The organism is Streptococcus pseudopneumoniae (genome assembly GCF_001068775.1).
Taxonomy (GTDB): domain Bacteria; phylum Bacillota; class Bacilli; order Lactobacillales; family Streptococcaceae; genus Streptococcus; species Streptococcus pseudopneumoniae_N.
The window spans coordinates 12,504-28,258 of record NZ_JWAJ01000151.1 but is presented as its reverse complement, the minus strand read 5'-3'; the positions used below and the strand labels follow the sequence as shown (position 1 = coordinate 28,258).

The window sequence follows — 15,755 nt, the reverse complement described above, 5'->3', positions numbered from 1 at the left end:
GGATTCGAACCCCCGAACCCGAAGGAGCGGATTTACAGTCCGCCGCGTTTAGCCTCTTCGCTATCTCTCCAATGTTCAACAAAAACTATTATATCATGAAAATTTACAAAAAACAAGCTTTATTTTGCTAAATTATAGTTTTCAATCAAAATTTCCACAGCTTTTTCAAGTTTTTTATAAAAACTATCGACATTTCCATTCTTTATGATTGCGAATTGATTATCTAGTTCAGCAATTTCACCGATAATCTTTTTCCCAATGGTTAATGTGTAGCCTTCAAATTTTTCCTGACCAACTAAAACAGTTGCGTCTGTTAATTGAATTTCAATTTTTTTATCTTTTTTACTCATACCATACCTCTTTTCACTCTTCCTATTGTACAAGAAATTTAGAAAACTGGCAAGAAAAAACTCTATACCAAGCCAAGCTTGATACAGAGTTTTTGTAAAAAATATAGAATTTTTTATCTAGAGATGACTCATTATTAATGGGTTGTTCCACCTACTAACTTCAAGTCCTTATCTTTATAGTCTACGATAGCTCTAATTGCTGCCTCAATACCTCTGACAATATCTGTTAAGCACATGGATGCCGTATTAGGCTTGTTCAACACTTGTTCTGTCATATAGGGAATATGCATAAAACCTGCTCTCATATGGGGAAATTTCTTATCCGCTAAATAGAGAGCCTGATACATCAAATGGTTGCAAACAAAGGTTCCTGCTGTATTGGACACTGTAGCTGGTAACCCTTCCTCTTTAATCGCTTGAACCATTGCCTTAATAGGCAGAGTGCTAAAATAGGCTGCTTGTCCGTCCAGGCGTATAGGAGTGTCAATCGGCTGATTCCCTTGGTTATCTGGAATTCTAGCATCATCTTGGTTGATGGCAACTCGCTCAGGAGTTAGACTAGCTCTTCCTCCTGCCTGTCCTATGCAAAGCACAGCATCTGGATGGTATCGATTTATTTCTGCTTCTAAAACCTCTGCTGATTGATAAAAGACCGTTGGGATTACTACCCAATGAACCTCTGCGCCATGAATCTCTGACGGTAATGATTTAACAGCTTCCAAGGCTGGATTGACCTTTTCACCACCGAAAGGATCAAAACCTGTTACTAATATTTTCATTTTATTTCCTTTGCTAAAATGCCAAAAAGTACATCAAAAATACATGGATGATAATCATGACAATAGCTACTCCTACCTGCGCTTTGATAACCCCATTTGAATCTTTCATATCCAGGAGAGCTGCCGGTAAAGCATTAAAGTTAGCCGCCATTGGAGTCAATAAGGTTCCACAGCAACCTGCCGTCATTGCTAGAGCTGCAGCCACGATTGGATCAGCTCCCAAGGCAAATACAAAGGGAACACCAATTCCAGCAGTAATAACCGTGAAGGCAGCAAATGCATTCCCCATTATCATGGAGAATAGAACCATCCCAAGGACATAAGCCACTACACCCATAAAACGACTACCCGAAGGAACTAGACCGCTGATTAAATGCGAAATCAAGTCTCCAACGCCTGCAACGGTAAAAATTGCTCCCAAAGCCCCTAAAAGTTGAGGCACAATCCCACTAGTAGAGACTTGCTGAACCATGCGATTATTTTCTGCTAACAAGTTTTTAGGAGAACTCTTAGTAATCAATAAAAGAGAGATGGTTGCAAAAAATGCTGCAAGGCTGATAGCAATCTTACTAAAGTCAGGAATCATTTTTGCTAATACCAAAGCAATCAAAGCCATTAACATGACCGGAATAAAAATTTTATTCTTTAGTCGTTTCGCTTCAATGTTTGCCTTGACTTCATCCAGAGACGGTAAGGTTCCGATACGAACCTGTTTAAAGAGTGTTAGTAGGGCTAATAGCACTACGATAACTCCAATACAGATAGAAGGTAGATAAGAGCCACCGATAAAACTGATGCCCAATAAAGCCCAAAACCCAGCTGTTCCATATCGAACTGGATTTGTTTTGTCTTTATAGCTACAATAGGCCGTGTGAAGAAATTGACAACCAATCACAATATAGGTTAACTCTAATAACTGTCTTGCTAGATTGGTCATTCTTCTTTTCCTTTACTAAGCTTATTCGCTAGCAATTTTCTATCAAATAAGTAATTGTAAATCCCTACCACAAGTAGGGCAACTCCTGCAACAATAAGAGAAGCCGAAGCAATCCCTGCATAATTACTTTCGTAACCTAATTGGTCCAGAGTGCCCCCTATCAAGAGGACACCACCTGCACCAACAAAAGTGTTCTGAGCAAAGAAATTTGCGAAATTATCATTTGCTGCTGCACGCGCCTTCAAGGCTTCGGCCTCATACTCAGTTAATTTTCTACCTAATTGCAACTCTGCTGCTGCCTGTCCCATGGGTTGAACCAAAGGCCTTACAAACTGTGGCTGCCCTCCTAGACGAATGGCAAAGAACCCGTCGAGTTCCCGAAAAAAGAAATAAATTGTATAAAAACTTCCTACGGTCAGTCCTTTAATCTTTTGAATCAAGTCAATCGAACGTTGCTTGAGGCCAAAAGTTTCAGATAAACCTACCAGTGGCAAGGTTACCATAAAAATCGTCAGAACTCGTTGATTACTAAATTCTTTTCCCAAAATTTCCAAGAATTCAACAAGAGAAACTCCAGAAACTAGAGCTGTAACTAAACTAGCTAAGACTACCGTTGCAATGGTATCTAACTTATAGATAAAACCAATCACAATGATAACTATCCCTATTAGTTTAATCCATTCCATATAGGCCCCTTTATTCCAAAAGTACTAGTCTGTTTTATTTGACATGACTTTCTAGTTCTTTTTGGTATTTATTGTTTGATTCCAATTTTTCTTTTTGCCATTTTTCAAGAGCTGCTTGATATTCTTTAGCAGTTACAATCTCTTTTTGCAATTTCATTCCCTTGAAGATGTATGGATCACCCTTAATACCTACTTGTGAGTATGGTTTAGAGAATGGAACGACATTGCTGACAACTGGTGAACCACCTGATGAAGCTGTTGGCATCAAGAGAGAACTATCAGTAAGCCAAGCTTGAGCTTTAGCATATTTTTCATATCTCTTATCCAAGTCATTTTTCTCAGAAACTGCATCATCCAAGAGTTTCTTATATTCGTCCAAACCTAGTTGAGCTACTACTTCCTTGTCTTTTCCTTTAGTAATACCAAGGTGTTTCATAGCGGAACCAGTCTTAGGATCCATGATATTGAGATAACTTGCTGGGTCTTGATAACTTGGAGCCCATCCAGTACTGTTCAAGTCATAGTCTTTTTGAGCAGGAACACGCGCTTGAGATGTAATGCTTTCCTTCTCGTTATCCGTCATCTGAAGAACATCGATCACGACATTTTCAGAACCAAGAGTGGATTCGATTGATTGTTTAAAGGAATTGCTTTGTTGAACAGCAATGGTATTTGTCTGTTCAACTGGGACATCCAAGTGAATTGGGAAGGTTACACCTTTTGATTCCAACTCTTTCTTAGCTTTTTCAAATGAAGCTTTGGCTTTGTCAGGATTGTAGATGGTATCTTTTCCGTCGACGAGCTCAACACCTTTCCATTGGTCTCCATAGTTGACCAATTCTTTTTGAGCGATATCACCAAAGTTTTTGCCACCAGATTGTACAAAGTTATCTGGTACTAAGCTGTTACGAATAATCTTGTCCGCACCATCTTCACCATTGAGCTGGGCAGCATAAGAATGACGGTTGAAGGCAAAGTTGATTGCTTGACGGAAGTCCTTGTTCAACATTGCTTCTTTTGTAGAAGTTTTCTGTTCTTCACTTGTTTTCGCTGTCTTATTGAAAGATTGACGGTTTACGTTAAAGGTAAAGTAGTAACTAGTTGAATCCTGTGGACTATATGTAATTTTATCCCCGTATTGTTCCAAAGTAGAAGCAAAGTTTGAGCTACTTGGGAAGAGGCGAGCTGTTGTGTAAACACCCGAAGAAAAGCTACGGATCAAGGATTCTTGGTCTGATCCATCATAGTAAGTTAATTTAACTTTCTCGATTTTAACCTTCTCTTTATCCCAATAATTTGGATTCTTTTCATATTCGATTAAAGATTTTGAAGTCAATGTCTTCAAAATATATGGACCGTTATAAAGAATACCAGCTGGACTGACCGTTCCATAATTTTTACCAGAAGCTTTGAGGAATTCTTCATTTACTGGCAACATAGTTGCTGAAGTTACTTTTGAATTCCAGAAAGTTTCAGGTGCGTTTAGAGTGTACTCAACAGTATAATCATCTACTGCCTTAACCCCAACTGTTGAGAAGTCGTTAGTCTCACCAGTCATATATTCATTCAAGCCCTTGATTGAGTTTTGAATAAGAGTGACACCGTCTGATTTGCCATCAGCTACGTGTTTCAACCCAGTAACAAAGTCATGCGCAGTTACTTCAGCGTATTCTTCACCTTCTGACGTGTACCATTTAACCCCTTTACGAAGTTTATAAGTATAAGTCAAACCGTCTTGTGAGACACTCCAATCCTCAGCGAGGGAAGGAATCAAATTCCCATATTCATCGTTTTCCAACAATCCATCAACAACGTTACCGATGATATCCGTTGTTGAAGTACGAGTTGCGATACTGTAGTCCAAAGATGATGGGTCTACTCCATAGACATAAGAGAAAGTTGTAGGCGCATCTGCTTCCTTGTCAGCTTTACCACAAGCTACAAGAAGAACTGCTGTACTCAGGACCACTCCTGCTGTTAACATCCACTTTTTCGTTTTCATAAAGATCTCCTTTAATAATTTTTAATCTACTTTTACAATCCAACCTTCTGGTGCTTCAATGTCACCAAATTGAATACCTGTCAATTCATCGTATAGTTTACGAGTCACTGGTCCAACCTCTGTCTCACTGTAGAAAACGTGGAAGTCATCACCATGTTGGATTCCTCCAATTGGTGAGATAACTGCCGCAGTACCGCAGGCACCTGCTTCTACAAATCGATCCAGACTATCAATTGGTACATCTCCCTCAACAGGCTTCAAGCCCAAACGATGCTCTGCCAAATAAAGTAATGAGTACTTGGTAATCGATGGCAAGATTGACGGACTCAGTGGGGTTACAAACTCATTATCAGCTGTAATTCCAAAGAAGTTTGCTGAACCAACTTCTTCAATCTTGGTGTGGGTTGATGGGTCTAGATAAATAACATCTGAGAAATGACGGGATTTAGCCATTTTTCCTGGCAAAAGACTAGCTGCATAATTACCACCGACCTTGGCAGCCCCTGTTCCATTTGGTGCAGCACGATCATACTCATCTTGAATCAAGAAGTTTGTTGGAACCAATCCACCCTTAAAGTAATTTCCAACTGGCATAGCAAAGATGGTAAAAATATACTCCTCAGCTGGTTTTACCCCAATGATATCTCCAACACCAATCAAGAGCGGACGAAGGTAAAGGGTTCCACCAGTTCCATAAGGGGGTACGTATTCTTCATTTGCACGAACAACGGCTTTACAAGCCTCTACAAACATTTCTGTTGGAACTTGTGGCATCAAGAGACGATCACAGGTACGTTGCAGACGTTTAGCATTTTCATCTGGACGGAAGAGTTGAATACTGCCATCCTTTGTACGATAGGCTTTCAATCCTTCAAATGCTTGCTGTCCATAGTGAAGGCTTGGAGATGATTCTGAAATATGCAAGGTTGCATCTTCTGTTAATTCTCCTTGAGACCATTGTCCATTTTTAAAATTAGCGATATAACGATAAGGTAGTTTCATATAGGAAAAACCGAGATTTTCCCAATCAATCGTAACTGTCATGACAATCTCCTTTATTCTAATCAAGCTCTGTGTTCTATTCTACACTATTCTCCTAAAAATTCAAGTATTATTTGTAATTTTCTGAAAATTTTACTTATAAAAAGAACCAGCTCATAGAACTGGTTACTTTCACAAGTGAGAATTAGTTGTTTTCAACTTTTTCATCGTATTTTGGTCTGATTGTTGTACCTGAATTAATAATGGTACGTTTTTGGACTAGAGGAAGGTCTGTACGATTGTAAACAGTACGCCATGGTTCCCAAGCAAGACCTGTTTTTTCCTGAATCTTCACGCGTAGGTTACGTACATTTCCTTTAAATTGAAGCTCCGTTTGGAAGCCAGCAGTTCTGTCTTTACCATTGTCTTCCCATTGACGCGTACGAACGCTTTCAACTCCATTCTTATCATAAGTTACTTCATCCCAGTAAACATAGTAGCGAGCAATGTAAGCTCCCTTATGATGTAAATTGAGGTAACCATTTTTATATGAAGTCACTTTAGTTTCAATGTAGTCTGTATTGCTTTGAATTGTGGCTACTTGATTATCTTTCAAGAATGCAGTCTTATAAGAAATTGGAACAGCAGGGTTTTGTGTACTGAAAGTAGCTCCTTCTTGAATCAATTTCTTCAAATCTTCTACTGTACCTGTCACAACACGTGCAGCGCCATCAGCATTTCCACCTACGATGGAAACTGTTACAGTTGTATTCTTCAAGACACGTGCCCATTCAGATTCTGGTTTAATAGGCACTCCTTTGATTACAGCATTGATTGCTGCTTTCAACTCGGTACTCTTGCTTGTTGTTTCAAACTTAACATACATTTGACGTCCGTATGACACGCTTGATACATATACAGGAGGAGTATTTTCATCAATTCCACGTGCTTTCAATTGATCAACTGTTACTCCTGAGGCAAATACATCTGATGGATTTTTTGGAGCATCAAAGTTAGCAGTATAGTAAACTTGTTTAAAATCAACTACCTCAATTTGTTTTTCACCTTTATTGACAGCTTCAAAATCAATTTTTAGATTAACTCCAACTTTTTCAAAGTCACTTCCGAATTTTGCTTTCAATTGATTCATGCTGTAAGCAGAAGTTGATTCGTACTGCATACGTGCTGGAGCAGGATTTTTCGCAGCATATTTTTCATGCCAACGGTTTAACAAGGTATTCACACCTTCCTGCATACCACTTGCAGTTGGATTAGCATCTACATAGCTATCTCCGCCTACCATTCCTGGTAAATCAACACTAATTCTACCTTTGCTACGATCTAAACTAATTTGTTGTGGTTTATTTTCTAGAAGGTCTTGATTTGCTTTAAACAATGCACCTAGGAAAATATCTCCGTTACCATTGATGGCAACATCAGCCGAACCATTAGAAAGGCTTTTCTTCACTTTTTCTACGACCACAAATTCACTTCCTTGTTGTTTTGTGCTTGTATTAGTGTAATTTTCTAATGCTTCTCCTTTTCTAGTCAAAATATTTAATTTATCATAATTTAAACCAAATAAATAGTTATTTAGCTCTGCAGTATAATCTGTTTTAGCTTCGTTTTCTGTTTTCTTATCTGCTACTACTTTTTCTTCTTTTACAGAACGATATACTTCAACTTCTGCCAAACTAAGAGGAGTTTTAGATTTATTTAATTCAATTTTTACATATCGTGCATCAACTCCTGAGAATTGAACATCAACTGTTGGTTGATTGTTTAAGCTATCTACATGTTGACGAGCCACTTCATTTCCATCTTTATCTAACAAAATAACATCAAAATTAGATAAACGATCCCCTACATTACTGTCTCCACGATTGTAAATACGAACAGTTCCCACACCTTCTTCTTTTGCTAGATCAACTTTCCACCAAGAATGATCTTGAAAATCTGTATGAGTAACTGAGCTATGGCCGTAGTCATTATCTCGATTGCCGTCAACCGCTCTAGAAGCATCTGCACCATAAGCAGTCGAACTCTGACTTGCAGACTTATGAGCAGCAATATTTTCACCAGCAACTACAGCAACGCTTGGCTCTGTTGCTTTTACTACATTTGTTTGAAATACAAGGCCAGAACCTAGCAAAAATGTTGCAATGGCAACACCACATACTCCAACGCTACGTTTACGAATAGAATAACGAAATCCTTTATCTTGTTTATTTTGAGACATAAAAAACTCCTTTTAGATTAATCAAACTACATTTCTTGAACGCGCTTTCTTGAAACGATATTAGTATAACATAAAAACAGATGTGATGCAATCGTTTTCTTAAAAAATATTATTTTTTTTATTAATCTAGCTTGAATAATTGACCACATATTAATAATTTCACAATTAAATAACAGGCGGTCTATACCAATAAAAACAAGAAAACGAACAGTCTAAAGTCCCTACCACTTGGGAATCAGCACTGTTCGTTTTTGTATATATAATCAAATTCAACTCTTAAATCTATAGCTTAAGAAATTTCTCAACAAAAACCTTTTCATTGTTTTTATCATTTCTTAGATTCAAATTCTGTATAAGCTTCCTGAAGATAAGCATCAAAAACTTCTTCATCAGAAATGCTATCTGAAATGAAGCTTCCATTGCTTGTGCGTTCCGATAGATTCAAATCTTGTAGTATTGCTTCGTAAGTCGTGCCATTATTTGATTGAACAACCAGAGTTTGTTCGCCATCTTCTACTTCTGTACTGAAGAGATCTCCTATAAAACCTTGTTCTGAGACAGCACCGGCCAAGAAGACACGATGTGGTTTGCTCTTTAATTCTCTAAGAACTTGAAGACCGCGATTGGCACGACTGGTTACAGGAATTTCCTCGATTGAAACACGCTTAAGACTTCCACGATGCGTCAAAAGATAGAAGGATGAAGTGTTGCAGATAAAGGCTGCTTGTATCACATCATCTGCTTTCAAATTCATGGCTTTGACACCTGCAGCCTTGGCACCGACAACGGGAACCTCTTCGATATTGAAACGAAGGGCATAACCATTTTGACTAATCAAGAGAACATCATCCAGTTTGATTGGTGCTACTGCCACAATCTGGTCTGTCTCGTCTTTGAGCTTAGCATATTTGACAGACTTAGAGCGATAGGTTCTCCATGGAGAGAATTCTTTGCGTTCGACACGTTTGATTTGACCAAGGCGAGTCGCTGCAAAGTAAGTTGTCGCATCATCAAACTGATCCACAACTTCTACATAGAGCACTTCTTCATTGATTTCAAAGTTTGTAATAGACTGGCTTAGATGTTCTCCGATATCCTTCCAACGAATATCTGCCAACTCGTGGACTGGTCTATAGATGACATTTCCAAGTGTTGTAAAGATTAAGAGGTGCTGAGTAGTTTTGACAGATTGAACGAATAGCAATCGGTCGTCGTCCCGTTTACCAATTTCTTCAAGTGTTGAAGCTGCAAAGGAACGAGGGCTAGTACGTTTGATATAGCCAGCCTTCGTCACGCTGACGTATGTATCTTCTTCAGCGATAAGACTAGCTGTATCAATCTCAATCACTTTTGCTGTATCTTCTAAAGTACTCAAACGTGGAGTCGCAAATTTCTTCTTGACTTCACGGAGTTCTTTCTTCATGAGATTGTACATGGTTCGTTCGTCACCGATGATAGCCGCCAGCATAGCAATCTTTTCACGTAGTTCAGCTTCTTCTTCTTGCAAGACAACCACGTCTGTATTGGTCAAACGATAAAGTTGCAAGGTAACGATGGCTTCAGCCTGCTCTTCAGTAAAAGCATAGCTGATTTTAAGATTTTCCTTAGCATCAGCCTTGTTCTCAGAAGCACGGATAAGGGCAATGACTTCGTCCAAAATCGAAATCACGCGAATCAAACCTTCGACGATATGAAGACGTTTTTCAGCCTTTTCCTTATCAAAGCTGGAACGTGCCAAAATCACTTCACGACGGTGGGCAATGTAGCTAGACAGGATTGGAACAATCCCAACCTGACGAGGGGTGAAATTGTCAATTGCAACCATGTTGAAGTTGTAGTTGATTTGTAAGTCAGTATACTTGAAAAGGTAGTTGAGAACAAGCTCAGTGTTTGCATCTTTCTTAAGTTCGATAGCAATACGAAGACCATCACGGTCAGACTCGTCACGAACTTCAGCGATACCTGCCACCTTGTTATTGACACGAACTTCATCGATTTTCTTGACTAAGTTAGCCTTATTAATCTCATAGGGAATCTCAGTGATAACGATTTGCTCCTTACCACCTTTCAGTTTCTCGATTTCAGTCTTGGAACGAACGACCACGCGCCCTTTACCAGTTTCATAGGCCTTTTTAATCTCGTCACGACCTTGGATGATCGCTCCTGTTGGAAAGTCTGGCCCAGGCAAGAATTCCATCAACTTATCGACCTTGGCAGTTGGGTGATCAATCATGTAGACTGTCGCATCGATAACTTCGGCCAAATTATGTGGTGGAATATCAGTGGCGTAACCAGCTGAAATCCCAGTTGAACCATTGACTAAGAGGTTTGGAAAGGCTGCTGGTAAGACAGTTGGTTCCTTCTCGGTATCATCAAAGTTCCAAGCAAAGGGAACTGTCTTTTTCTCGATATCTTGAAGGAGATAGCCTGCAATCTCAGACAAACGAGCCTCTGTATAACGCATAGCCGCAGGCGGATCTCCGTCCATAGAACCATTGTTACCATGCATTTCAACTAGAATCTCACGGTTCTTCCAGTCCTGAGACATACGAACCATGGCATCATATATAGAAGAGTCCCCGTGTGGGTGGAAATTCCCCATGATATTTCCGACAGACTTAGCCGACTTACGGTAGCTCTTGTCAAAGGTATTGCCATCCTTATTCATCGAATAAAGAATACGGCGTTGAACCGGCTTCAATCCATCCCGAATGTCTGGCAAAGCCCGGTCTTGAATGATGTACTTGGAGTAGCGACCAAAGCGCTCTCCCATGATGTCCTCCAAGGACATGTTTTGGATATTACTCATATAGGATACAAAGCCCGTAAAATGCAAAGTGAAAATAGGAAATTCTTGCAGTGAGCGATGCTCACAAGAGAATTTATCTTTTTCACACAGTATTTAGGGCGTGTTCAACTCCTTTCAAAAAAAGTAGAGTAGGTTTTATAGAAAAGGATTTCAGTTACTTTATATAACTAAACTATCCTTTCAGTAGTTTAAAGTTTTGAATTGTGTTCTTTATTTTCTAAGTGTTTTGGAAGTCTTTCTTTAGCATACTCAATCATCTTTTCAGCTACTTCCTTATCATAATCAAAGCCCATCTTTTGAGCAAGACTTTGACTTTCTTGATGGAAAAGTTGCATCGTAGCAAATAAAGTCTGAGGGATTTTGTCTATACTTGAAAAATCAAGGAGAGCAGAGAATTCCTTCTCTTTCTCTGTAGGTAAATACTGGAAAAGATACTTGTAGTTCTTACCAATGTCGACTGTTCCTCTATCACTTGCAACCTGCCAAGCCAAGAGCTTCAAGAGTTCTTGCTGACAAATACCGTAGAGATGGTCAGTCGCATATATGACTTGCTTACGGCATATCCCTTTGACCACGTAAGCGGACACCCACCAAAATTCATTGCAAGATTTGTCAAAGTCAGTCGCGCTGGCTGGTGCCGTCCAATAGCGCTTAGGCGTCGGTGCATAAAGGGCAAAGAGCCCCTGCGGGTCATTCAGCACCGTGAAATCTGCTTCACTATCCACCCACTCTTTGATGTGCTCTTTGGGGCAGAGGGTCAAATCGATCCGATTGCCATCTTCAAAGAGCATGAGATAGAGCCGGCGATGGTCAAGTACGTTATGCTGCTCGATGATGCGCTTGCCAAACTGGTCCAACCAAGAAAGGTCATTCGTCAGATTATCTAAATCGTCCACGACATAGACAACATCATAGTCTTGAAATTCATCTGTTTGAACCTTTTGGTTTGTACGCGAACCAGATAGAGCCACAGCTTCGACTTTTAAAGTTTCAGCTGTTTGCAAAATCACATCAAACATTTCGGGTTCAGTTCTCATGTGTTCCCCCCTCTTTTTCTATTAGGTAACAGATTTATTATATCGAACAGTTTCTTAAGATTTAAAAAGTTAAAAAACTATACAAGCTCTATAAAACTAAATTATCTAAAGATTTTCAATTATATACAAAAACAAGTAATTCTTCCCTTGCTACCTTAAGTGTTGGGAAATCATTCTCTATAAAATATCTACATTGAACATCATCAAAGCTTGTAGAAAAATACTTTGATAAAGAGTTTATAGCTCTTAATAGTTTGTTAAAATAAGCTAGAGCAAACGGCGGAACTTCTTCAGTATTCAGATAATTAATTTCTGATTCAATTAAATCCTCAATTGCTGCGAATATTTCACCTATTTCATCTTCAATATTAGAAGATAAATTCTTTTTAGAATTAAAATCATTAATAGAATTCAAAAGTTTGTTATATTCCCATTCAAAATCATCTAGTGCTCTATAGAATATTGGGAAATCACTTTGTAATTTTAATAGATTTGACTTCCTTGATTGTCGAGCCATTTCTTTAAGTTCTCTTAAACTCTCTTCAACCTTTTTTTGAGTTTCAAATAGTTGCTTTTGTTGACTTGTCAGTTCTACTATATTTTTCGCGATTGAAGATTGAATAATTTCTAGTTTTCGTTGTCGTTCATCAATTTCTTTAGTATCTTTTTTTGAAATCCAAGTTGCGTAAATTATAGGTATTAGAATTGAAAAACCACCTATACCTATTTGAATCCAATTGGAAATCCAATCAGTTGAATCAATCGCTTTAATCAATTCCTCAAACATTTCAACATTCATTTTATAGTCCTTGTTAGTTCCGTGATTAAATTTGTTATCAGTGAGCAAATACAAGATTCATAAAGAATTTTATTTAATACGTAAACACTATTATATTTACCTCGTTGATTTATAAAGTTTATAATCATCGTAGTTTTTTAAATCATTTAAGGATTTAAATTCATTTTTTATAATAACTTCTAAAAACTTCTCTGTACTTAATAATTTTTCCCTATACTTTTCTCCACCACAATAATAACATTTCTTTAATTCTTGATAATCTGGAAATTTAAGAAGTAATTGTTCTTGAAAGATAGTTTGTGCTTTTTCATACATTCTTGAAAGTAGATACGAATAAGAAGCTTCAAAAAAAGCAGTCTGAATAACTAATATTAGACAAAGAATACCAATTAGCCTAACTTTTTCTATATCAATACCGATTATAAATGTTACTATCGCAAGAATACTCAAAAGTAAACGATTTTCTATCCCCATAAGTTCTAGTTCAAAAACATCTTGAGTCTTTAAAACAAAATAAAGAGATAAGCATGAACTAGCTAACATTAAAGTAAAAATTAGCCAAAATAGCCATATATCACTACCAAAAGTTGTTTGTAACTCATATTCCTTAAATAAATTTTCGAAAAAATTTAATATTCTATTGGGATTATTAGCATTTGAGATTATTCTAATTATTATATCTCCCAAAATAAATACATTTATAAATGTTAAAATCGAAAACAAAATTTTTCGGAAATATCTATTAAGTGACAACAAAAATACTATAAAAGAATTGTAAGCATAAGACAATGACAATGATAATATGAAAATAGAACAAAATCCACTAAATAAATTATTAGATGAATCCAGAGACATAATCATGAAAAATAAAACCAACATTATAACTGTCGCCACAATAGCTCTTACAAAATAATTATTCTGTTTAGTTTTAGAGCTAACATTTTTTATGATGTAATCTTTATTTCTTAGAACTTTCAAAGCGTCGAATCTTTCTTGAGCTTTCTTCTTTTGATTTTTATCATAGTCTAAATATAAAGTATTGCATTTTTTTGTGAAACTGTTTAATAAGTCTAATAGTTTTTTTATAATCAACATCTAAAACATCATCTCCCCACTCTCTTCCAGCGTAAATTTGACATTGTCTTCGATCCACTTACGGCGTGGTTCGACCTTATCACCCATGAGGACATTGACACGACGTTCTGCGCGTGCTAGGTCTTCAATCGTAACACGGATGAGGGTGCGGGTTTCTGGATTCATGGTTGTTTCCCAGAGCTGGTCCGCATTCATTTCACCAAGACCCTTGTAGCGTTGAAGGGTAGCACCTTTACCGAACTGCTTGCGAAGTTCTTCCAGTTCTCCGTCTGTCCAAGCATAAGCCACTTCTTCTTTCTTGCCTTTACCTTTGGACATCTTGTAAAGAGGAGGAAGGGCGATATAGACATGTCCTGCCTCGACTAAAGGACGCATGTAGCGATAAAAGAAGGTTAAGAGAAGGGTTTGAATGTGGGCACCATCGGTGTCCGCATCGGTCATGATAATGATCTTGTCATAGTTGGCATCTTCAAGGGAGAAATCTGCCCCAACACCAGCACCGATGGTATAAATCATGGTGTTGATTTCTTCGTTTTTGAGGATATCTGCCATCTTGGCCTTGGCTGTATTGATGACCTTACCACGAAGAGGCAAAATAGCCTGAAACTTGCGGTCACGACCTTGTTTGGCAGATCCACCGGCAGAGTCCCCCTCGACCAGATAGAGTTCGTTCTTAGCTGGATTTTTAGACTGGGCTGGCGTTAATTTACCAGAAAGCAAGCCCTTATCTTTTTTATTTTTCTTACCATTTCGGCTCTCATCACGCGCCTTACGAGCCGCTTCACGGGCATCACGAGCCTTGATAGCTTTACGAATCAGATTAGAAGCCAACTCCCCATTTTCCATAAGGAAGAAGGTTAACTTATCAGCCACAATCCCATCTACAACTGGACGAGCTAGTGGACTTCCTAGTTTGTCCTTAGTCTGTCCCTCAAACTGGAGGTGTTCTTCAGGAACTAGGATAGAAAGGACGGCAGCAAGTCCCTCACGATAGTCGGATCCTTCAAGATTCTTATCTTTTTCCTTGAGAAGACCTGTCTTACGTGCATAGTCATTCATAACCTTGGTAATGGCTGACTTGAGTCCTGTCTCATGCGTTCCACCGTCTTTGGTACGGACGTTATTGACAAAGGATAAAATGTTATCTGAAAATCCATCATTATATTGGAGAGCTACTTCTACTTGGAAACCATTATCTTCGCCTTCAAAGTAAAGGACTGGCGTCAAGGTTTCCTTGTCTTCATTCAGATAGGAAACAAAGTCCTGCACCCCATTTTCATAGTGAAACTCGATTGCTTCTTCTGTTCGTTTGTCAGTTAGAGACAAGGTCACATTTTTCAAGAGAAAGGCTGACTCATTGAGACGCTCTGAAATAGTATTGTACTTAAAGTCTGTCGTAGAAAAGATGCTTGCATCTGGCATGAAGGTCACTTTGGTACCTGTCTTAGACTTAGGTGCAGTCCCAACCTTTTCTAGAGTGGTAACTGGCTTGCCTCCATTTTCAAAACGTTGTCTATAAACTGCTCCATCACGAGTAATTTCTACCTCTAACCAACTAGAGAGGGCATTAACGACAGAAGAACCAACCCCGTGGAGACCACCTGATGTCTTATAACCACCCTGACCGAATTTCCCTCCGGCGTGAAGGATGGTAAAGATAACCTCAACCGTTGGAATTCCCATAGCGTGCATCCCAGTCGGCATTCCACGTCCGTGGTCTTGAACCGTTAAACTTCCGTCTTTATTAATGGTCACATCAATACGATCACCAAATCCAGATAGGGCTTCATCGACCGCATTATCGACGATTTCCCAGACTAGGTGATGGAGACCAGCACCGTCGGTTGATCCGATATACATCCCCGGACGTTTACGGACCGCATCCAACCCTTCTAGCACCTGAATGGCGTCGTCATTATAATTGTTAATATTGATTTCCTTTTTTGACACAAGGAACCTCCTATTCGTTCATCTTTACTATTTTACAGGTTTTCTAGGGATTTTGCAAAGTTTTTCTAGTTAAAAAGCCTATTCCCAAGTC

12 protein-coding genes are annotated in these 15,755 nt (G+C 38.5%); all 12 read right to left on the bottom strand.

Annotated elements, in window-relative coordinates:
* Window positions 1-119: 119 nt before the first annotated feature.
* Window positions 120-350, bottom strand: a complete 231-nt coding sequence (locus ADF68_RS09715; RefSeq protein ID WP_000037109.1) for a DUF2969 domain-containing protein — start codon at window positions 348-350, stop codon at window positions 120-122.
* Window positions 351-484: 134 nt separating this feature from the next.
* Entirely contained in the window at window positions 485-1,129 is a 645-nt protein-coding gene (gene pcp, locus ADF68_RS09710) for a pyroglutamyl-peptidase I (RefSeq protein ID WP_049549637.1), read from the bottom strand.
* A 13-nt stretch (window positions 1,130-1,142) separates the two neighbouring features.
* A complete protein-coding gene (locus ADF68_RS09705) occupies window positions 1,143-2,066 on the bottom strand; it encodes a DUF979 domain-containing protein (RefSeq protein ID WP_049549636.1) in 924 nt (307 codons plus the stop codon).
* Window positions 2,063-2,752 carry a 5-oxoproline transporter, DUF969 family subunit gene (locus tag ADF68_RS09700; RefSeq protein WP_049549635.1) on the bottom strand — a complete coding sequence of 230 codons (690 nt, stop codon included), beginning with the start codon at window positions 2,750-2,752 and terminating at the stop codon, window positions 2,063-2,065. Before ADF68_RS09700 ends, ADF68_RS09705 begins: the two co-directional genes overlap by 4 nt.
* Window positions 2,753-2,786: 34 nt before the next feature.
* Entirely contained in the window at window positions 2,787-4,754 is a 1,968-nt protein-coding gene (locus ADF68_RS09695) for a peptide ABC transporter substrate-binding protein (protein WP_049549634.1), read from the bottom strand.
* A 21-nt stretch (window positions 4,755-4,775) separates the two neighbouring features.
* A complete protein-coding gene (locus ADF68_RS09690) occupies window positions 4,776-5,798 on the bottom strand; it encodes a branched-chain amino acid aminotransferase (protein ID WP_000219010.1) in 1,023 nt (340 codons plus the stop codon).
* Between the two features lie 142 nt (window positions 5,799-5,940).
* Window positions 5,941-7,974 (bottom strand): thiol-activated cytolysin family protein, encoded by a 2,034-nt coding sequence (locus ADF68_RS09685; protein ID WP_075230505.1) that lies wholly within the window; start codon window positions 7,972-7,974, stop codon window positions 5,941-5,943.
* A gap of 328 nt (window positions 7,975-8,302) precedes the next feature.
* The gene (gene parC, locus ADF68_RS09675; protein WP_080979413.1) at window positions 8,303-10,783 is read right to left on the bottom strand and encodes a DNA topoisomerase IV subunit A; all 2,481 of its coding nucleotides are present in this window, start codon (window positions 10,781-10,783) and stop codon (window positions 8,303-8,305) included.
* A 188-nt stretch (window positions 10,784-10,971) separates the two neighbouring features.
* Window positions 10,972-11,820, bottom strand: a complete 849-nt coding sequence (locus ADF68_RS09670; protein ID WP_049549632.1) for an aminoglycoside 6-adenylyltransferase — start codon at window positions 11,818-11,820, stop codon at window positions 10,972-10,974.
* 115 nt (window positions 11,821-11,935) lie between these two features.
* A complete protein-coding gene (locus ADF68_RS09665) occupies window positions 11,936-12,619 on the bottom strand; it encodes a hypothetical protein (RefSeq protein WP_049549631.1) in 684 nt (227 codons plus the stop codon).
* A gap of 96 nt (window positions 12,620-12,715) precedes the next feature.
* Complete coding sequence (locus ADF68_RS09660; RefSeq protein ID WP_049549630.1) at window positions 12,716-13,714, bottom strand: hypothetical protein; 999 nt, start codon at window positions 13,712-13,714, stop codon at window positions 12,716-12,718.
* Window positions 13,715-15,664, bottom strand: a complete 1,950-nt coding sequence (parE, locus tag ADF68_RS09655) for a DNA topoisomerase IV subunit B (RefSeq protein ID WP_049549629.1) — start codon at window positions 15,662-15,664, stop codon at window positions 13,715-13,717. It lies immediately after the preceding gene.
* Between the last annotated feature and the right edge of the window lie 91 nt (window positions 15,665-15,755).

Bases quoted from the DNA above. Each gene is read 5' to 3' on its own strand.
- parC (WP_080979413.1), bottom strand. From the start codon at position 10,783: ATGAGTAATATCCAAAACATGTCCTTGGAGGACATCATGGGAGAGCGC.
- ADF68_RS09660 (WP_049549630.1), bottom strand. From the start codon at position 13,714: ATGTTGATTATAAAAAAACTATTAGACTTATTAAACAGTTTCACAAAA.
- ADF68_RS09690 (WP_000219010.1), bottom strand. From the start codon at position 5,798: ATGACAGTTACGATTGATTGGGAAAATCTCGGTTTTTCCTATATGAAA.
- pcp (WP_049549637.1), bottom strand. From the start codon at position 1,129: ATGAAAATATTAGTAACAGGTTTTGATCCTTTCGGTGGTGAAAAGGTC.
- ADF68_RS09705 (WP_049549636.1), bottom strand. From the start codon at position 2,066: ATGACCAATCTAGCAAGACAGTTATTAGAGTTAACCTATATTGTGATT.
- ADF68_RS09700 (WP_049549635.1), bottom strand. From the start codon at position 2,752: ATGGAATGGATTAAACTAATAGGGATAGTTATCATTGTGATTGGTTTT.
- ADF68_RS09715 (WP_000037109.1), bottom strand. From the start codon at position 350: ATGAGTAAAAAAGATAAAAAAATTGAAATTCAATTAACAGACGCAACT.
- ADF68_RS09695 (WP_049549634.1), bottom strand. From the start codon at position 4,754: ATGAAAACGAAAAAGTGGATGTTAACAGCAGGAGTGGTCCTGAGTACA.
- ADF68_RS09685 (WP_075230505.1), bottom strand. From the start codon at position 7,974: ATGTCTCAAAATAAACAAGATAAAGGATTTCGTTATTCTATTCGTAAA.
- ADF68_RS09665 (WP_049549631.1), bottom strand. From the start codon at position 12,619: ATGAATGTTGAAATGTTTGAGGAATTGATTAAAGCGATTGATTCAACT.
- ADF68_RS09670 (WP_049549632.1), bottom strand. From the start codon at position 11,820: ATGAGAACTGAACCCGAAATGTTTGATGTGATTTTGCAAACAGCTGAA.